This is a genomic window from Nocardioides sp. Z21_20 (assembly GCF_059766585.1).
Genome location: NZ_JCBAJX010000002.1, coordinates 493,277 through 511,392, shown reverse-complemented (window position 1 = coordinate 511,392; position 18,116 = coordinate 493,277). Strand labels below are relative to the sequence as shown.

Genomic DNA, 18,116 nt, shown 5'->3' with positions numbered 1-18,116 from the left:
GCCACCGCCCCCTCAGCGCCGGGCGACCGAGATCGTGGCCGTCTCCCCCTCGCCCACCGGCGCCTCGGTGGCGCCCTCGGGCGCGCCGGCGCCGATGACGACCTCGGTGGCCAGGGTCTCCCCGGCCACCAGCGCCTGGTGGGTGCGCACGGCCTCGAGCACGGCTCCGGGGCCGTCCACCGTCAGCGTGATCCGGTCGGAGACCTCCAGACCGGCCTCGCGGCGCGCCTGCTGCACGGCGCGGACCAGGTCGCGCGCCAGGCCCTCGGCGGCCAGCTCCGGCGAGACGCCGGTGTCCAGCACGACGAACCCGCCGCCGGGCAGCACCCCGGTGGCCGAGCCGTCCGCGGCGCCCGCGGCGACGGTCTCGAGGGTGTACTCCCCCTCCACCAGCGCCAGCCCGCCGGAGGTCACGGTGCCGTCCTCGGCGACCGACCAGTCCCCGGACTTCGAGCCCTTGATCGCGCGCTGCACGTCCTTGCCCAGCCGCGGGCCGGCGGCGCGGGCATTCACGTTGAGCTTCTGCGACACCCCGTACGACGCGGCCTCGGGGGCGGCCAGGTCGAGCAGCCGCACCGACTTCACGTTGAGCTCGTCGGCGATGATCTCCTCGAAGCCGGCCAGCGCCTGCGCGTCGCCCACCACCACGGTGAGCTGCGCGAGCGGCAGCCGGTTGCGCAGCTTGGCGGCCTTGCGCAGCGCCGAGCCCGCCGAGCAGACCTCGCGCACCGCGTCCATCGCGGCGACCAGCGCGTCGTCGGCCGGCAGCGTGTCGAGCGTCGGCCAGTCGGTGAGGTGCACCGAGCGCCCGCCGGTCAGCCCGCGCCAGATCTCCTCGGTGGTCAGCGGCAGCAGCGGAGCGGTGGTCCGGCAGAGGACGTCCAGCACGGTGGCCAGGGTGTCGAAGGCGTCGTGAGCCTCGCTCTCCTCGACCGCGCCGGTGGCCCAGAACCGCTCGCGCGAGCGGCGGATGTACCAGTTGGTGAGCACATCGACGAAGGTCCGCGTCGACTCGCAGGCCCCGGCGATGTCGTACTCGTCGAGCTGGCCGGTGGCCTGCGCGACGTACTGGCGCAGCTTGGCCAGGATGTAGCGGTCCATCGGGTGCGCGGAGTCGGTGCGCGGCGTCGCCTCGTAGCCGCTCTCGCCGGCGGCGTTGGCGTAGAGGGTGAAGAAGTACCAGCTGCTCCACAGCGGCATCAGCACCTGGCGCACGGAGTCGCGGATGCCGGCCTCGGTGACGACCAGGTTGCCGCCGCGCAGGATCGGGCTCGACATCAGGAACCAGCGCATCGCGTCGGCGCCGTCGCGGTCGAAGACCTCGCTGACGTCGGGGTAGTTGCGCAGCGACTTGCTCATCTTGGCGCCGTCGGAGCCGAGCACGATGCCGTGGCTGATGCACGAGCTGAACGCCGGGCGGTCGAAGAGCGCGGTGGCCAGCACATGCATCGTGTAGAACCAGCCGCGGGTCTGGCCGATGTACTCCACGATGAAGTCGCCGGGGAAGTGGTGCTCGAACCACTCGGCGTTCTCGAACGGGTAGTGCACCTGCGCGAACGACATCGACCCGGAGTCGAACCAGACGTCGAGGACGTCCTCGACGCGGCGCATCGTGGACCGCCCCGTCGGGTCGTCGGGGTTGGGCCGGGTCAGCTCGTCGATGTAGGGGCGGTGCAGGTCGGTGACGGTGACCCCGAAGTCGCGCTCGAGCTCCTCGAAGGAGCCGTAGACGTCGATGCGGGGGTAGGCCGGGTCGTCGCTCTTCCACACCGGCACCGGCGATCCCCAGAAGCGGTTGCGGGTGATCGACCAGTCGCGGGCGTTCTCCAGCCACTTGCCGAACTGGCCGTCCTTGATGTGTTCGGGCACCCAGTGGATCTGCTGGTTGAGCTCGACCATCCGGTCCTTGATCGCGGTGACCTCGACGAACCACGACGAGACGCCCTTGTAGATCAGCGGCTCGCGGCAGCGCCAGCAGTGCGGGTAGGAGTGGTCGTAGGTCTCGCGGCGCAGCAGGACCGTGCCGGGGGTGACCGAGCCGGTCCCCTCGCTCGCGCCGCGGGTGGCGGCCTTGAGGTGGTCGATCACGTGCAGGTTGGCGTCGAAGACCAGCATCCCGGCGTAGTCGTCGACGGGGTGGGTGAAGCGCCCGTCCTTGCCGACCGGCATCACCGCCTCGATGTGCTCGCGGTCGGTGACCTCCTTGTCGACCTCACCGAACGCGCCGGCGGTGTGCACCACGCCGGTGCCGTCGGTGGTGGTGACCGCGTCGTCGGCGGCGACCACGCGGAAGGCGTTCTCGTGGCCCAGGTAGTAGGAGAACGGCGGCGTGTAGCGGCGCCCGACCAGGTCGGCGCCGCGGTAGCGGCCGAGGATCGTGAACTCGCCGTCCTCGCCGGCCAGCTCGCGGGCGTACGACGCCAGCCGGGCCTCGGCCAGCAGGTAGCGCGCCGTCTCCTCGGTGCCGGGCACGGGCGCCTCGACCACGACGTAGTCGATGTCGGAGCCGACCATCACCGCGAGGTTCGAGGGCAGCGTCCACGGGGTGGTGGTCCAGATCAGCACGTGCGCGCCGTCGAGGACCGGGTCGGGGCGCCCGGGCAGCGGCTCGAGGCGGAAGCCGACCGTGACGGCCGGGTCCTGGCGGCTCTTGTAGACGTCGTCGTCCATCCGCAGCTCGTGGTTCGACAGCGGCGTCTCGTCGTTCCAGCAGTAGGGCAGGACGCGGAAGCCCTCGTAGACCAGCCCCTTGTCGTACAGGCTCTTGAACGCCCAGATGACGCTCTCCATGTAGTCGGGGTTGAGCGTCTTGTAGTCGTGGTCGAAGTCGACCCAGCGCGCCTGGCGGGTCACGTACTCGCGCCACTCGCCGGTGTAGCGCAGCACCGACTCGCGGCAGGCGGCGTTGAACTTCTCCACGCCGAGCTCGTGGATCTCGTCGGTGGTCTTCAGGCCGAGCTGGCGCATCGCCTCGAGCTCGGCGGGCAGGCCGTGGGTGTCCCAGCCGAAGCGGCGCTCGACGCGCTTGCCGCGCATCGTCTGGTAGCGCGGCACGATGTCCTTGACGTACCCGGTCAGCAGGTGGCCGTAGTGCGGCAGCCCGTTGGCGAACGGCGGGCCGTCGTAGAAGACGAACTCGTTCTCGCCGTTCGCACCGGCCTCGCGCGCCTGCACGCTGGCCTGGAAGGTCTCGTCGTCCTTCCAGTACGCCAGCACCCGCTCCTCGATCTCCGGGAAGCGCGGGGAGGACGGGACGTTGCTGGTGCCGCTGGTGGCGACCTTCGGGTAGGTCATCGGTGGCTTCTCCTGGTGGCGGGTCGGGTCGATCGTGTCCAGACCACGAGGACGACTCACGCCGCGGTACCACCTCGCTTGCCACCCGCACGCGGGCGACCACTTCATCGCAGGCTGTGACGGGCCCACCCGTCCGGTTCTAGTGAGCGCTCGCGCGCCGTTCTTCCGGAGGCTCGCCGCTGATGACGGCTCAGACGCCTTGCCTCCCAGATTAGCCCGCGCATCCCCGCCCCACCAATCCATTCCCGCCCACCGCGCGGCCCCGCGCCGCCCGCGCCGCGCGCCCGCGCCCCTGCCGGCCCCAACCCCCCTTGTAACGCGGAGTTATCACTCCTACCCCAGCGTTATTTCACTGAGGTAGTGGGCATAACCCCGCGTTACAGCTGGGTGGAGGCGCGGGCGGGCGGTGCGGGCGCTGGCGGGCGGCGGTCAGCGGCGGCGGGGCTTGATCCAGACCTGGCGGCTCGCTTGGGCGCCGAAGGCCCTGGCCGCGGCGGTGGCGGTGATCTTCAGCTTCCGCTTCCGGTTGACGAGGAGCTTGACGGGCAGGCGTACGACGATCCGCTCGCCCGCCTCGACGGAGTCATTCACGCGCACCTCCCGCGTCTTCAGCCCCTTCCCGTAGCCCCGCACTCGGAAGTGGCTCGCGTCGGTCACCGCGGTGATCCGCACCCGCACCGTCGTCCAGCGCTTGGTGCGTACCGTCCGGGCCGGGATCCGATCCATCGAGATCACTCCGGCGGGGTCCGCAATCACGTACCACTTGAGCTTCCCGTCGAGCCGGTCGTAGGGCGAGACGCCGCTGTCACCGGGCGTCAGGCTGACGAACGTGCACAGCCCCTGCCCCAAAGGGCGGGCCGGCCGGTCCGTCTCCAGCGAGATCGTGTCGACTGCCCGAGTGGCCCCGCCGCTCGGCGCGAAGGTCGACACGACGACCTCGTCCTCGGCCACGCACTGTCCGTCCTCGGCCAGCGTCCCGAACACCAGGTGCAGGTCGGCGTCGGTGTCCGCGTCCGGGACACCACCGAGCACCACCGTCGCCCGTACGCGCCGGCCCTCTGGACCGACGTGCTCGGATGACCGGGCCGAGACCAGCGTCTGCGCCGGGATCACCGAGGTCGGCATGTCCGCCGCGTGCTCGGGATAGTCATAGGTGACCTGGACATCGGCAGACGCCGCAGGGCCTGCGAGCACCAGTCCCCCAGCCAGCAGCCCGACCGCCGCCCCCGTACCGATCCACCGCGTCGTACGTCGCCTCATGTCGCCCCCGTGTGTGTGATCCCGCTCCTCCTCCCGATCCTGCCACCGCCGCGCCCCACCCGCTTGTAACGCGGGGTTATCACTCCTACCCCAGCGTTATTTCACTGAGGGAGTGGGCATAACCCCGCGTTACAGCCGGGTGGAGGCGCGGCGGGGCGGCCGGGGTGGATGGCGTTACGTAGAGTTGGGGAGCGTGACTGCTGCTAACGCCTGGGGCTTCGGCCTGGCCACCGTGACCGCTGACGACACCATCCTCGACGTGTGGTTCCCCGAGCCGGCGCTCGGCGCGGCCCCCGCCGACCCGACGGCGCCCGCCGAGCTGAGCGCGCTGGAGGGCGAGGACGACGTGCGCGCCGTACGGCGCGAGGTGCGGCTGGTGCAGATCACGGACCTCTCGGCCGCCCCCGCGAGCACCGAGGACGCCTGGCTGCGCCTGCACCTGCTCTCCTCGCGGCTGGTGGTGCCGCACCAGATCTCCATGGACGGCGTCTTCGGGCTGCTCACCAATGTGGTGTGGACCTCCGCCGGCCCCTGCGCGGTCGCCGGCTTCGAGCGCACCCGGGCCCGGCTCCAGGCCGCCGGGCAGCACGTGACGGTGTACGGGGTGGACAAGTTCCCCCGCCTGGTCGACTACGTGATGCCGTCCGGGGTGCGCATCGCCGACGCCGACCGGGTCCGCCTCGGCGCGCACCTGGCCGAGGGCACCACGGTGATGCACGAGGGCTTCGTGAACTTCAACGCCGGCACCCTCGGCGCCTCGATGGTCGAGGGCCGGATCTCGGCCGGCGTGCTGATCGGCGACGGTTCCGACGTCGGCGGCGGCGCCTCGATCATGGGCACCCTGTCCGGCGGTGGCAAGGAGGTGATCAGCGTCGGCGAGCGCTGCCTGCTGGGCGCCAACTCCGGCCTGGGCATCTCGCTGGGCGACGACTGCGTGGTCGAGGCGGGCTGCTACGTCACCGCCGGCACCAAGGTCACCGTCAAGGACATGGACGGCAAGCCGCAGGTGGTCAAGGCGGTCACCCTGTCGGGCGCCTCGAACGTGCTGTTCCGCCGCAACTCGGTGACCGGCGCGATCGAGGCCGTGCCGTGGCGCGGTGAGGGCGTCGAGCTCAACGCGATCCTGCACGCGAACTGAGCCCCGCCCCGCTCCCACACCCACCCCCGCAACACCCACTCCCCCAGTCACCCGAGGAACACGCATGGGCAAGGCACTGCGCTGGACGGGAGCAGGCGTCGGCCTGCTCGCCGTCCTCGCCGTCTCGGTCCTCGCGGTCCAGGAGGGCGTCGTCCGGCTGCCCGGGCAGAGCGGCTGCACGGCGAGCGTGGACGGGCGCGAGGTCGAGCTGACCACCGACCAGGCCGAGAACGCCGCGCTGATCACCGCGATCGCGGTGCAGCGCCAGATGCCGGCCCGGGCGGCGTCGATCGCACTGGCGACCGCCTACCAGGAGTCGAAGATCATCAACATCGACTTCGGCGATCGCGACTCCCTCGGGTTGTTCCAGCAGCGCCCCTCGCAGGGCTGGGGCACCGAGGAGGAGGTGCTCGACCCGGTCTACGCGACCAACAAGTTCTACGACGCGCTGGAGCGGGTCGAGGGCTACGAGTCGATGCCGATCACCGAGGCCGCCCAGGAGGTGCAGCGCTCGGGGTTCCCCGACGCCTACGCCGACCACGCCGCCGACGGCCGGGCGCTCGCCTCGGCGCTGACCGGCAACTCGCCGGGCGGCACCTTCACCTGCGTGGTCAGCGGGGACCGGGAGCGCGAGTCCGACGACCTCGACGAGGCCGGGCTCACCGACCGCGCCGCCGCCGTACGACGCGACCTGCGCGCCGTCTTCGGGCCGCTGCCGATGGGCGGCTTCGACCCCGAGGGCGTCTCCAGCGGCCACAAGGAGGGCTCGGCGCACTACGAGGGCCGCGCGGTGGACGTGTTCGTGCGCCCGATCAACCGCGACAACAAGCGCCGCGGCTGGGCGATCGCCGGCTACCTGGTGGCCCAGGCCCAGCGCCTCGACATCGACACCGTGATCTTCGACGGCAAGATCTGGACCGCGCGGCGCTCCACCGCGGGCTGGCGCGACTACAAGATCGACACCAGCGGGCGCGACGCCGCCACGGCCGCGATCCTCGAGCACCGCGACCACGTGCACGTCGACGTCGCCGACTGAAGCAGAGCCGACAGACCAGAGCCGACTGAGCAGCGACTCAGGCCAGCCGGCGAGCAGCCTGAGCGACCCGCTCGTCGGTGGCGGTGAAGGCGATCCGGACGTGCCGCCCACCGGCCCGGCCGTAGAAGGCGCCGGGCGCGACCAGGATGCCCCGCTCGGCGAGCCAGGCGACGGTCTCCCAGCAGTCCTCGTCGCGGGTCGCCCACAGGTACAGCGAGGCCTCGGAGTGGTCGATGCGGAAGCCAGCACCCTCGAAGGCCGCACCCAGCGCCGCCCGGCGCTCGGCGTAGCGGGCGTGCTGCTCGGCGACGTGGGCGTCGTCGTCCAGCGCGGCGGCCATCGCGACCTGCTGGGGTCCGGGCATCTGCAGCCCGAGGTTCTTGCGCACCGCCAGCAGCTCGCCGACCAGCGCCGGGTCGCCGGCCACGAACGCGCAGCGGTACCCGGCCAGGTTGGAGCGCTTCGACAGCGAGTGCACCGCGAGGATCCCCTCGTGGGAGCCGCCGCAGACGTCGGGGTGCAGCACCGAGATCGGCCGGTTCCTCGGGTCCCAGGCCATCTCGATGTAGCACTCGTCGGAGACCAGCACGGTGCCCCGCTCACGGCACCACGCGACGACCTTGCGCAGGTGCTCCAGCGGCAGCACCTTGCCAGTCGGGTTGGACGGCGAGTTGATCCACAGCAGCGCCGGCACCTCGGGGCCGAGCGCGGTCAGCGAGTCGGTCGCCACCGCCCGGGCGCCCGCCAGCGCGGCGCCGACCTCGTAGGTCGGGTAGGCCAGCTCCGGGTAGGCGACCAGGTCGCCGGCGCCGATCCCGAGCTGGAGGGCCAGGTTCGCGATCAGCTCCTTGGAGCCGGTCACCGGCAGCACCGCATCCAGGCCCACGCCGGTGACGCCCAGGCGCCGCTGGAGCCAGTCGATCACGGCCTGGCGGGTCTCCGGCAGGCCGATGGTCTGCGGGTAGCCCGGCGAGTCGGCGGCTCCACGCAGCGCCGCCTGGACGACCTCGGGGGTCGGGTCGACGGGCGTCCCGACCGAGAGGTCGACGATCCCCTCGGCGTGCCCGCGCGCCTGCGCGGCGTACGAGGTGAGCTTGTCCCAGGGGAAGTCCGGAAGCCGTCGCGAGACGGGGTCGTCACCGACCCGGCGCGAGCTCACTCCTGGTTCTGCGGGGGCAGCGCCTCGATGAACGGGTGGTCCTTGTCGATCTCACCCATCTTCGCCGCGCCACCGGGCGAGCCGAGGTCCTCGAAGAACCCGACGTTGGCGGTGTAGTAGTCCTTCCACTGCTCCGGCGTGTCGTCCTCGTAGAAGATCGCCTCGACCGGGCACACCGGCTCGCAGGCGCCGCAGTCCACGCACTCGTCGGGGTGGATGTAGAGCATCCGCTTGCCCTCGTAGATGCAGTCGACCGGACACTCGTCGACACACGCGCGGTCCTTGAGGTCGACACACGGCTGGGCGATGACGTAGGTCACCAGTTCCTCCTGAGAGCACTTGCGAGAGCGGATGCTCGGCAAACCCTAGTATCCCCCCATGCCTGATCACTCGGAACCCGGCATTCCTGATACCGAACGGGGCCCCGACCAGCCCGCCACCGGCGAGCACCTGCTCGGCCCGCACGTGGTCGGGCAGCGGGTGGTGATCCGGCGCCTGGTCCGCGGCGAGAGCGGGCCCACCGGCGGCCCGGCGATGACCGACGTGCTCGGCACGGCAGAGTCCTGGGGCTCCGGCGAGGTGGTGGTACGCCGCGAGGACGGCGTCGCGGTGCGGATCGCGATCGCCGACATCGTCTCGGGCAAGCCGGTGCCGCCGCGCCCCTCGGTGCACCACCGGCTCTCGGCGCGCGCCTGCGAGGAGCACACCCTGGCCCTGTGGCCGGGCCTGGAGCGCGTCGCGGTGGCCGACGGCGGCGAGTGGGTGCTGCGCCTGGACCCGGCGCCGCGCGGGCGGCCGCTGAAGCGGGCCAACTCGTGCCTGGCGATGGGCGAGCCCGGCACGTCGTACGACGAGGCGGTCGCCGCGGTGGGCGCCTTCTACTCCGAGCACGGCCGCGAGCCGCTGGCCCAGGTGGAGGTCGGCAGCGAGGCCGAGCGCGCGTTCCTCGACCGCGGCTGGCGTCCGCTGGGCCACGGGGACTCGGAGTTCTGGGTCGGCTCGCTAGCCAAGGCCAGGCGCTCCCGACGCGCCTCCTCCCGGCGCTCCTCCTCTCCAGGCCCCCGGTTCCAGACAGAGCTGACCGCCGACGGCGACCACGCCCTGGTCCAGGCCCACGACGGCGACGCCCTGGTCGCCGTCGGCCGCGGCACCCTGCACGGCGACTGGCTGGGGCTGCACGCGCTGGAGGTCGAGCCCGGGCACCGGCGCCGCGGCCTGGCCGGGCTGGTGCTCGACGAGCTCTTCGACTGGGCCGGCGAGTCCGGCGCCGGCACCGTGTGGCTGCACGTGGAGCCCGACAACTCAGCCGCGGTGGCGCTCTACGGCGCGCTGGGGCTGGTGCGCCACCACGCCGCGCGCTACCTCACCCCGGCCTGACGCCCCGCCTGACGCCCGGCCGGCTCGGCCGCGGGCTCGGTGCTGGGCTTCGCGTTCGGCTTGGGCTTCGGCTTCGGCTTGGGCTCCGGCTCGGGGTCCTGGCAGATCACCGAGTCCGAGGGCGTGTAGGTGGTCGAGAAGACCTCGCGCCGCTCGACGGCCGAGGAGCCGGGCTTCTTGAAGATCCGGGTGACGTCGATGTCGAAGCCGCCGTACCCGCTGTTGGGGTAGCAGTCGGGGGTGGTCATCGTCCGGGTCTGCGGCTGGGTGAAGTTGTGCCGCTCCCCGGTCACCGACGAGACGTCCCAGACCTTCGTCGACCACATGCTGACGGTGACCGCGCCCTGGCCGGCCGAGCTGGCCGGGGACACCTTCGCGCTGATCAGCACGCCGTAGGGGGTGTCGTTCTTGAACCGCAGGTCGACCGAGCCCCAGGCCACGGTCGCCTCGCGCCCGACCGGGTAGCGGTCGATGTAGAACGAGTGCGGCTTGTGCTCGACGTCCTCGAGACCGGCGAAGAACATCGCGTTGAACAGCGTGGTCGCCATCTGCGAGACGCCGCCGCCGAGGTCCTCCTTGAAGATCCCGTTGCTGATCATGAAGCCCTCGGTGAAGCCGTTCTCGCGGGTCCGCTCCCCCACCGTGTCGTTGAGCGAGAACGTCTCCCCGGGCTCGAGCACGGTGCCGTCGATGAGCTCCGCGGCCCGGCCGATGTTGATGTTGCGGTACTCCGCGTAGGGGTAGTACGTGGTGAACGAGGAGACCTCTTCGGTGATCTTCAGGTCACGGGCGTCCTGGGTGGTGAACTCGGGCTCGGCGACCTTGGCCTCGACCGCGATCTCGCGCTTGCCCGAGGCCGCGACCGCGGTCTCGAGGAAGGCGTCGCTGATGTCGGCGGGGTCGTAGTCGATCCCGGGCTTGCCCTGGATCACCTTCGGCTTGCCGTTGACCAGCTCCACGCGCGCGTCCACGGGCGCACCGGCGTCGCCGATCTGGCGGTCGACGCGGGCGGTGAGGCGCTTCTCGTCGAGCTCGGGCACCAGCTCGCCGTCCTCGGCGACCATCGTGACGACGCGGCCGATGTCGACGGGGCGCAGGGTGACCCGGGTGGCGTCGAAGACCAGCGTGATCGGCGCCGAGACGGCCGGGTTCGCGAACCCGTCGAGCGCCTCCTGCAGGTCGTCGGCGTCGATCTCGGGCTGGGCCGGCTGCAGGTCCAGCTCGGCGCGCCCGTCGATGGACAGGTACGCCGCGACCAGGGCGTCGCGGGCCTCGTCGGGGTCGACGCCCTCGCCGACGACGGGCTCGGTGACCTTGACCTTGCCTGCCTTGAACGCGATCGCGCCCTCGACCGGAGGCGTGCCGACGCCCTTGTCCAGCCGCGTCACGACCCGGGCCAGGGCGTCGTCGTCGGTGCTCACCACGGCGTCGAGCGCGTCGCCGCCGGTGTAGTACTCCCACAGTCGGCGCGGCGACCAGCTGCGCTCGGCGCCGGCGGCCTCGACCGAGGCGTCCACGTCGAGGGACAGGCCGGCCTTGTCCGGGCTGACCTGCTGGGTGCGCCCGTCGACCTCGAGGGTCATCGAGCGGCGGGCGCGCTCGCCAAGGTGCTCCTCGAGCTCGGCGCGGGCCTCCGCGCGGCTCATGCCGCCGATCTCGACTCCCGACACCGTGGTGCCGCGGGGGACGTCGGCACCGGCGAAGGCGTAGGCCGCGGCGTAGAGTGCACCGAAAAGCAGGACCAGCCCGAGCAGCAGGAGGACGACGACCCGTCCCCCCTTGCTCTCGCGCGCGGTCGGGGAAGCATCAGAAGTCACGGCGCCATACTAGGCGGGTGGCGTAGCCCGACGCGGCATCGTCGCGAGCCCCCACACCAGGACCACCAGGGCGCTGAACAGCACCAGGTAGCCCGACGGGCTCGCCGCCAGCGCGTAGTCGCCCTCGGGCCGCCCGGGCAGCACGAGTGCGATCACCGCGATCCAGCCCAGGCAGAACGCCGGCCGGCCCCACCACACCCGTGGGGTGGCGACCAGGGCGGCGGTGGTGGCGGCGAGGCCGAGGGCCATCCCCCACCAGCGCCCGTGCAGGGCGACCAGCGACAGGCTGGTCAGGGTCCCGGCGAGCAGGGCGAGCAGCGCCAGCCCGGACCGGGCGAGGGCCTCCACCCTCAGAGTCCGGCGAAGAGGTCGGTCTCCAGCCCGTCCTCGTTCAGCTCACCGCGGGTGCCCTTCGCGATCCGGTAGAACTCCAGGCCCCAGGCCTCGTTGCCGACGTTGTTGGAGAGCGCGAAGAACGGGCCGTCCACCGTGATCTGGGTGGCGTGCGCCTTGAGCGCGGCCATCTTCTTGTCGAAGTACTCGGTGCCGTCGACGACGGCGGCGAGCTGGGAGTCGGGGGTGACGAAGTGCGGGAGCGGCCCGTCGGGGTCCATCCCCTCGAAGCTGGCGGTGTCCCCGGCGTCGCGCAGGGCGCGCAGCCCGGCGCGCATCCGGCTCTCCGACATCGCGCCCCAGTAGATCTTGGCGATCTCCCACGGCTCCCCCAGCTCCAGCTTGTACGACGGCACGGCCGCGAGCTGGGCGGCGTACATCGCGACCCGGTGGGCCTGGATGTGGTCGGGGTGGCCGTAGCCGCCGAACTGGTCGTAGGTGACCAGCACCTGCGGGCGCACCTCGCGGATCACCTTGACCAGCTCGTCGGCGGCCTCGGTGAGGTCGGCGGCCCAGAAGGCGTTGGCGTGGATGTCGTCGGCGGGGATGGCATGGCCGTCCTCGTGCCACTTCATCCCGGAGTCGCGGTAGCGCCCGAACCCGCCCAGGTAGCGGTGGTCGGTGACCCCCAGCGCGGCCATCGCGGCGGCGAGCTCGCCCTTGCGGTGCTCGCCGAGGGTGTCGTCGCGGTCGGCGCCGAGGTGCTCGAGCTCGGGGACCAGGATCTCGCCCATCTCGCCGCCGGTGCAGGTGACCAGCGTGACGCCGCGCCCCTCGGCGACGTACTTGGCCATCGTGGCCCCCTGGCCGATGGACTCGTCGTCGGGGTGGGCGTGCACCAGCAGCAGGCGCTGGTCGGGAGTCTGCGTCATGCGCCCCACCCTAGTCCGGCCGCTTGACCCGCTTCGGGGCGTCGGGCAGCTCGACCGGCGCGAGCCGCACCACGGGGGCCTCGGGGCCCCGGTCCAGCCACCCCTCGTACTCGTCGACGACCAGCTCGAGCTGCGGCTCGGGGGCGTCGCTGAGCACGGCCCAGGGGTGATCCTCGTCGTCGTCCTCGCCGGCCAGCCGCTCCCGCGTCACCTCGGCGCCATAGCCGGCGCGCGCCAGGGCCCGGGCCGCGGCCCGGGCGTCGTCCTCGTCGAAGAAGATGCCTCTCACGGACACCGATTCTCCCCGATCCCCAGCGGCGTCGCGCAGTACCCGGGCGAGCTCGGACAGGAAGGGCCGATCCGGCTCCAGCCAGTCCACGTCGCCCAGCTCCTCGGCCCTCAACCAGCGCACCGCGTCGTGCTCGGACGGCACGGGCTCCCCCGCGACGAGCTCGACGAGCGCGACGGCGAGCTCGTGGGTCTCGCCGATCGGGACCAGCCCGGCGAGCCAGCCGACGACGCGGACCGGGCAGGCGAGCTCCTCGGCGATCTCGCGCCGGATCGCGTCGTCGGGGCTCTCGCCGGGCTCGACCTTGCCGCCGGGGAACTCCCAGCGCCCGGCCGCCGCGGCGGGGGCGGTACGGCGGGCGGCGAGCACCCGGCCATCGCGGACGATGGCCGCACCGACGACGCGCATGCGTGAGCTCACCGCCTCATCATCGCCGGTGGTGCGGGCTCACGACCCGGTGGCTACCGTGTCGGCCATGCCCGAGACCCCCACCGACGCCGACGGGCTCACGCTGCGCCGCGGCCGCGACCACACCGCCGAGATCGACGCGCTGGCCCGGCGCTACGGCGGGCGGGTGGGCCTGGACGCGGTGCTGAGCGACCTGAACCGGCGCGGGCGCCGCACCTGGGCGCCGGGGCGCGCCGTACGCCGCGCCTTCACCTGGGACGCCCACGACCGGCGCGACCCGCGCTGGTGGCCCCAGGGCATCTCCTCCTCGGGCGACGCGCACGAGTCGGGCCACTACACCGGCACGGACGGCGAGCCGCGCCGGCTGTTCGTGACCACCTGGTACGCCAAGGAGGTCGACGGCGAGAAGCACGGCTCCCGGGTGAGCTTCTTCGACCCGCGGACCCGGCGCTACCGCCACGTGCTGCTGGTGACGCCGTCCCTGGAGGGACCGCAGGCGCGCTGCGCCCCGCTGCAGATGCACGCGGGCGGGATCGTCTGGGCGGGTCCGTGGCTGCACGTGGCGGCGACCGCGACCGGGTTCCACACCTTCCACCTGGACGACATCCTGCGGGTGCCCGACGAGCACGCGGGCGAGTCGCTGGGCTACCGCTACGTGCTGCCGCTGCGGTTCACCCACCGCGCCGAGACCGCCGAGGGCCTGGACCGGCTGCGCTACTCGTTCCTCTCGCTGGACCGCGGCGCCTCGCCCCCGGAGCTGGTGGTCGGCGAGTACGGCCGGCGCAAGCAGACCCGGCGGCTGGCCCGCTTCCCGCTCGGCGAGGGGTTTCTGCCCGCGCCGGACGAGCAGGAGGTGACCCGGCTGCTCAGCATCGAGTCGTCGGGCGTGGCCGGGATGCAGGGCGCCGTGCGGGCTCCCGGAGGTCTCTACGCGACCGCGTCGCACGGCCCGTGGACCCTGGGCTCGCTCTACGTCGGCAAGCCCGGTGCGTTGCGCCGGCGTCGGTGGGCGACCCCGATGGGTCCCGAGGACCTGACCTGGTGGCCGGGCACGGACCTGCTCTGGACGGTCACCGAGCACCCCCGCCGGCGCTGGATCTGCGGTCTGGCCAGGCCCGCGGGCTACCGCCGGGGCTGACGGGCCAGCTGACGGCTCTGCGCCACCAGGCGCCCGGTGGAGTCCCAGATCTCGCAGTCCTCCTCGAACATGCCGCCCGCCATGTTGCGGGTCGCGTGGCGCACCTGCAGCCACCCGGGTGCCGGTACGGCGCGGATGTGCGCGGTCAGCTCCAGGGTCGGCGCCCAGCCGGGCATCCCGAGGTCGAAGGTCACCGGCGGCAGCGCGTCGAGGACCAGCAGCAGCGAGATCGGGTCGGGCTCGCGGCCGTCGGGGAAGCGGAACCACGCCTGCAGCGCCCCCTGGCGCGACGGCTCCCCCATCGCCCAGCCGATGTGGGCCGGGTCGATGCGCATGTCGAAGCGCTCCATCAGCGGCGCGGACTTGCGGATGCTCTCCGGCGACATCGTGGTCGGCACGCACTCGTCCGGCGGCGGGATCGCCGGCCGCTGCGCGGTGGTGCGCACGTCGTCGGGCAGCGCCGACAGGTCGCCGTACGTCGCCAGCGCGCTGATCCGCGCGGCGTCGCCCTGGTGCAGCTCCGCGGCCATCGTGGCGACGCTCCCCCCGTCGCGCAGCACCCGCGTGGTCACCGCGGCCGGGCCGGCGGTGGACGCGGACAGGTAGTAGGCGCTGACCGCGAGCGGGTCCGGCTTGCCGGGCACCGTGGCGCGCAGCGCGTTGCCGATCATCGCCAGCAGGTAGCCGCCGTTGATGCCCTCGCCCACCGACCAGCCGGCGGACAGGGTGGCCTCGTGCTCGCCGGGGCCGGTGGCGGTGACTGCGGTGTCGCGGTCGAACTCATAAGACATGCGCGGAGAATAGCGGCCGTGACCTCCGGATCGACCCTCAGCACCCACGCCCGCCAGCTCGTCCACGTCGGTCCGCACGCCGGAGCCCACCGCGTCGCGTTGCGGGCCTGCGTCTCGGTGTCGGTCCCGCTGCTGCTGCTGTGGTCCGTCGGTCACCTGGACTGGTCCATCTACGCCGCGTTCGGCGCCTTCACCTCTCTCTATGGGCGCAACCACGTCCACCTCTCCCGCGCGCAGATGCAGCTGACCCTGGCCGGCGTGCTGACCGCCGCCTGCACGCTGGGTGTGCTGGTCGGGCTCTCCGAGCATCGCGCCTGGCTCGCGGTACCGGTTGCGGCCCTGGTCGCCAGCGCCACCTCCCTGCTCTCCGACGCCCAGGACTGGCACCCGCCGGGCCCCCTCTTCCCGATCTTCGCGTTCACCGCCTGCGCCTCCCTCCCGTCCTCCCCCGGCGACCTGGGCATCGCCGCCGCCGTGGCCGCCGCGTCCGCGCTGTTCTCGGTGCTCGTCGGCAACGTCCACGCGTTCTGGCACGGCTGGCGACGCCCCGCGCAGGCCCGGCGCACCTCGCTGCGCCGGGGCGCGTACGCCGAGGTCGCCCGGCGCCACGTCGCCCGCAACGCCCTCGGCGTGCTGATCGCCGGCACGATCGCCACCGCCTCGGGCATCGGGCACCCCTACTGGGCCATGGTGAGCGCGGTCGTCCCGCTCGCCTCCCCGCAGCTCTCGGCTGGGGTGCTGCGCGGGGCGCACCGGGTGCTCGGCACGTTCCTCGGGCTCGGGGCCGCGGCGCTGCTGCTCTCCCTCGACGCGGACGGCCTCTGGCTGATCGCGATGGTGGTGGCGATGCAGGCGTGGGCCGAGCTCTGGGTGGGGCGCAACTACGCCATCGCCCTGATCGGGATCACCCCACTCGCGCTGCTGATGATCCACCTCGTCTCCCCCGCGCCGACCGGGGAGCTGCTCTGGGACCGCGGCGTGGAGACCGTGATCGGGGTGCTCGTCGGGGTGCTGGTCGGGCTGGCCACCCGCCCTCGGCGCAACCGCCTCTGACCTGGGCAGACGCTGCTCGAGAAGTTCTCCACAGATTGGCTTGCGGGGGTTACCTGCGCGACCTCTCTTGACTACAATCGTTTCTATGTTTGAACTCTCCGGCTACGGGCTGAACGGCGGCGATGACGCTGCCGACGCGCCTGTTCCTGGGGATTCCGAGGCAGCCGAGCGCCCGGGTGAGTTCTGGGTCGAGGTCCTCGCGGCGGTCGAGCCCGCGGGGCTCAGCGATGCCGCGCTGGTCGACGAGCTGGCCGGCCTGGAGCGGCTCACCTCCGCGGCGGCCGCGGCCAAGGCCCGACTGACCGCGGATCTCGCGGCACGGCGCCGCGCCGAGGACACCGCCCGCGGCCTCCCGGCCCAGCGGTGCGGACGCGGGGTCGCCCACGAGGTCGCGCTGGCACGCCGGGAGTCCCCGCACGCGGGCCGCGAGCACGTCACGCTCGCGGTCGCGCTGGTCGAGGACCTCCCCGAGACGCTGGCCGCGCTGGCCCGCGGCGACCTCAACGAGCACCGCGCGCAGATCCTGGCCCGCGAGAGCGCCGACCTGTCGCGCGCCGATCGCGCCCACCTCGACTCCACCCTCGCCCCGCAACTGGGCGCCATGGGGAACCGTGAGGTGATGCTGGCCGCGCGGCGGCTGGCCTACGCCCTCGACGCCGAGGGCGCCGCCCAACGCGCCACCCGCGCCCGGGCCCGGCGCCGCGTCACCCACCGCGGACTGGGCGACGGCATGGTCCGCATCAGCGCCGACGTGCCGGCCTGGGACGCGATCGTGGCGATGCAGGCCCTCACCGAGCACGCCGACCACCTCAAGGCGTGCGGCGACACCCGCACCCGCGACCAGATCATGGCCGACGAACTCCTCACCCGACTCGACCAGCCCGCCACCCCGACCGCGCGGCGCATCGAGATCCAGCTGGTGATGAACGCCGACATGCTGCTCGACCCCGACCAGTCCACCCCCGCGCACCTGGTCGGCTACGGCCCCGTGCCCGCCAAGGTGGTCGCCACGCTGCTGGGCGACCCCGACGCGGAGGTCGCGATCCGGCGGCTGTACGCCAACCCCGCCGACGGGGCGCTGGTCGCGATGGACTCCCGCGCCCAGCTGTTCACCGGCGGCCTGCGCCGGATGCTGTTCGCCCGCGACGGCGAGACCTGCCGCACCCCGTACTGCGACGCGCCCGTGCGGCACGGAGACCACGTCACCCCCCGCTCCCACGGCGGCACCACCACCCTGGACCAGGGCCAGGGCCTGTGCGCAGCCTGCAACTACGCCAAAGAGGCCCCCGGCTGGCGCCACCGCACCACGAGCCCGCCCCACACCCGCCACACCGTCGAGGTCACCACCCCCACCGGCCACACCCACCACTCCAAGGCCCCACCACCACCGGTGCCCCCCACCAGCGCCGCCCACGGACTCGACGTCCGCATCCACCACCGCCCCACCAGCCTCGAGATCGACTGGGTCCTCGGCGCCTAGGCTGCCGCCCATGCCTCCCCTGCGCCCGGTCGCCCGGGTTCTCGTCGCCGGACTCGGGGCCGTCACCCTGGTGCATCTCGTCGCCCTGCTGCTCGACGCCGACGTGCTCGCGGACGTCACCCAGGTGTTGCTGATGCCGCTGCTGACCGGGGCTCTGGCGGTCCAGGTGCCGGCGCCGCGGGGGCGTCTGGTCACCTGGACGCTGGTCGCCCTCGGCTTCTCCTGGCTGGGCGACGCGGTGCCGCGCCTGCTCGGCGAGGAGGCCGGCTTCCTGGCGATGGTGGGCTTCTTCCTCCTGGCCCAGCTCTGCTACGTCACCGCGTTCTGGCCCTACCGGGAGGCCAGCGTGCTGCGCCGGCACCCGCTCGCGCTGGTACCGATCGTCGCGGTCGCGCTCGCGCTCGTCGCGCTGTGCGCCGGCGAGGCCGGCGTGCTGCTGCCCGCGATCGTGCTGTACGCCGGGTGCCTGTCCGCGATGGCGGTCCTAGCCACCGGCGTACACACCTGGGCAGCGGTGGGCGGCGTCGTCTTCCTGGTCTCCGACGCCCTGTCGCGCTCAACGCGTTCACCGACCTGGCCCCGCCCGCGGTCGGGTTCTGGGTGATGCTCAC

16 protein-coding genes are annotated in these 18,116 nt (G+C 72.9%); 7 read left to right on the top strand and 9 right to left on the bottom strand.

Annotated features, from left to right (window positions below; translation table 11 throughout):
- Window positions 1–12 precede the first annotated feature (12 nt).
- Both ileS and AC6EH9_RS06115 read right to left on the bottom strand, forming a co-directional pair.
- On the bottom strand, window positions 13–3,354 hold the full coding sequence (gene ileS, locus AC6EH9_RS06120; RefSeq protein WP_498421582.1) for an isoleucine--tRNA ligase: 3,342 nt from the start codon (window positions 3,352–3,354) through the stop codon (window positions 13–15).
- A gap of 369 nt (window positions 3,355–3,723) precedes the next feature.
- Window positions 3,724–4,554, bottom strand: coding sequence for a hypothetical protein (locus AC6EH9_RS06115; RefSeq protein WP_498421580.1), 831 nt, complete (start codon window positions 4,552–4,554; stop codon window positions 3,724–3,726).
- Between the two features lie 193 nt (window positions 4,555–4,747).
- Here AC6EH9_RS06115 and dapD point away from each other — a divergent pair, with 193 nt between their 5' ends.
- Entirely contained in the window at window positions 4,748–5,692 is a 945-nt protein-coding gene (gene dapD, locus AC6EH9_RS06110; protein ID WP_498421577.1) for a 2,3,4,5-tetrahydropyridine-2,6-dicarboxylate N-succinyltransferase, read from the top strand.
- Between the two features lie 64 nt (window positions 5,693–5,756).
- A complete protein-coding gene (locus AC6EH9_RS06105; RefSeq protein WP_498421574.1) occupies window positions 5,757–6,728 on the top strand; it encodes a VldE C-terminal domain-containing protein in 972 nt (323 codons plus the stop codon).
- A 37-nt stretch (window positions 6,729–6,765) separates the two neighbouring features.
- On the opposite strand, the gene dapC is transcribed toward AC6EH9_RS06105, so the two are convergent.
- Both dapC and fdxA read right to left on the bottom strand, forming a co-directional pair.
- A complete protein-coding gene (gene dapC / locus AC6EH9_RS06100; protein WP_498421572.1) occupies window positions 6,766–7,887 on the bottom strand; it encodes a succinyldiaminopimelate transaminase in 1,122 nt (373 codons plus the stop codon).
- Entirely contained in the window at window positions 7,884–8,207 is a 324-nt protein-coding gene (gene fdxA / locus AC6EH9_RS06095; protein ID WP_498421570.1) for a ferredoxin, read from the bottom strand. The genes dapC and fdxA overlap by 4 nt, the downstream gene beginning before the upstream one ends.
- Window positions 8,208–8,265: 58 nt before the next feature.
- Here fdxA and AC6EH9_RS06090 point away from each other — a divergent pair, with 58 nt between their 5' ends.
- Complete coding sequence (locus tag AC6EH9_RS06090; protein ID WP_498421568.1) at window positions 8,266–9,264, top strand: GNAT family N-acetyltransferase; 999 nt, start codon at window positions 8,266–8,268, stop codon at window positions 9,262–9,264.
- Here the strand turns inward: AC6EH9_RS06090 and AC6EH9_RS06085 are convergent.
- Genes AC6EH9_RS06085 through AC6EH9_RS06070 form a run of 4 tightly spaced genes read right to left on the bottom strand, consistent with a single transcriptional unit; the run spans window position 9,246 to window position 13,055 of the window.
- A complete protein-coding gene (locus tag AC6EH9_RS06085; protein WP_498421566.1) occupies window positions 9,246–11,081 on the bottom strand; it encodes a VanW family protein in 1,836 nt (611 codons plus the stop codon). The two genes, AC6EH9_RS06090 and AC6EH9_RS06085, sit on opposite strands and share 19 nt — an antisense overlap.
- Window positions 11,082–11,090: 9 nt before the next feature.
- Window positions 11,091–11,429 (bottom strand): hypothetical protein, encoded by a 339-nt coding sequence (locus AC6EH9_RS06080; RefSeq protein WP_498421564.1) that lies wholly within the window; start codon window positions 11,427–11,429, stop codon window positions 11,091–11,093.
- Window positions 11,430–11,431: 2 nt separating this feature from the next.
- On the bottom strand, window positions 11,432–12,346 hold the full coding sequence (gene mshB / locus AC6EH9_RS06075) for an N-acetyl-1-D-myo-inositol-2-amino-2-deoxy-alpha-D-glucopyranoside deacetylase (RefSeq protein WP_498421562.1): 915 nt from the start codon (window positions 12,344–12,346) through the stop codon (window positions 11,432–11,434).
- A 10-nt stretch (window positions 12,347–12,356) separates the two neighbouring features.
- The gene (locus AC6EH9_RS06070) at window positions 12,357–13,055 is read right to left on the bottom strand and encodes a (deoxy)nucleoside triphosphate pyrophosphohydrolase (protein WP_498421560.1); all 699 of its coding nucleotides are present in this window, start codon (window positions 13,053–13,055) and stop codon (window positions 12,357–12,359) included.
- Between the two features lie 55 nt (window positions 13,056–13,110).
- Between AC6EH9_RS06070 and AC6EH9_RS06065 the strand changes: the two genes are divergently transcribed.
- Complete coding sequence (locus AC6EH9_RS06065; protein WP_498421558.1) at window positions 13,111–14,181, top strand: hypothetical protein; 1,071 nt, start codon at window positions 13,111–13,113, stop codon at window positions 14,179–14,181.
- Here the strand turns inward: AC6EH9_RS06065 and AC6EH9_RS06060 are convergent.
- Window positions 14,166–14,972: a thioesterase family protein gene (locus tag AC6EH9_RS06060; RefSeq protein WP_498421556.1), complete on the bottom strand. Its 807-nt coding sequence runs from the start codon at window positions 14,970–14,972 to the stop codon at window positions 14,166–14,168. The genes AC6EH9_RS06065 and AC6EH9_RS06060 overlap by 16 nt on opposite strands.
- Before the next feature lie 18 nt (window positions 14,973–14,990).
- Between AC6EH9_RS06060 and AC6EH9_RS06055 the strand changes: the two genes are divergently transcribed.
- From AC6EH9_RS06055 to AC6EH9_RS06045, 3 genes are all read left to right on the top strand, one after another.
- Complete coding sequence (locus tag AC6EH9_RS06055; protein WP_498421554.1) at window positions 14,991–16,025, top strand: FUSC family protein; 1,035 nt, start codon at window positions 14,991–14,993, stop codon at window positions 16,023–16,025.
- Between the two features lie 85 nt (window positions 16,026–16,110).
- On the top strand, window positions 16,111–17,505 hold the full coding sequence (locus AC6EH9_RS06050) for an HNH endonuclease (RefSeq protein WP_498421552.1): 1,395 nt from the start codon (window positions 16,111–16,113) through the stop codon (window positions 17,503–17,505).
- 10 nt (window positions 17,506–17,515) lie between these two features.
- Window positions 17,516–18,109: a lysoplasmalogenase family protein gene (locus tag AC6EH9_RS06045; protein ID WP_498421550.1), complete on the top strand. Its 594-nt coding sequence runs from the start codon at window positions 17,516–17,518 to the stop codon at window positions 18,107–18,109.
- The last annotated feature ends 7 nt before the right edge of the window (window positions 18,110–18,116 follow it).

Coding starts and splice junctions, on each gene's coding strand:
- AC6EH9_RS06045 (WP_498421550.1), top strand. CDS start 17,516: ATGCCTCCCCTGCGCCCGGTCGCCCGGGTTCTCGTCGCCGGACTCGGG.
- AC6EH9_RS06050 (WP_498421552.1), top strand. CDS start 16,111: ATGTTTGAACTCTCCGGCTACGGGCTGAACGGCGGCGATGACGCTGCC.
- mshB (WP_498421562.1), bottom strand. CDS start 12,346: ATGACGCAGACTCCCGACCAGCGCCTGCTGCTGGTGCACGCCCACCCC.
- AC6EH9_RS06060 (WP_498421556.1), bottom strand. CDS start 14,972: ATGTCTTATGAGTTCGACCGCGACACCGCAGTCACCGCCACCGGCCCC.
- AC6EH9_RS06065 (WP_498421558.1), top strand. CDS start 13,111: ATGCCCGAGACCCCCACCGACGCCGACGGGCTCACGCTGCGCCGCGGC.
- AC6EH9_RS06090 (WP_498421568.1), top strand. CDS start 8,266: ATGCCTGATCACTCGGAACCCGGCATTCCTGATACCGAACGGGGCCCC.
- AC6EH9_RS06115 (WP_498421580.1), bottom strand. CDS start 4,554: ATGAGGCGACGTACGACGCGGTGGATCGGTACGGGGGCGGCGGTCGGG.
- AC6EH9_RS06105 (WP_498421574.1), top strand. CDS start 5,757: ATGGGCAAGGCACTGCGCTGGACGGGAGCAGGCGTCGGCCTGCTCGCC.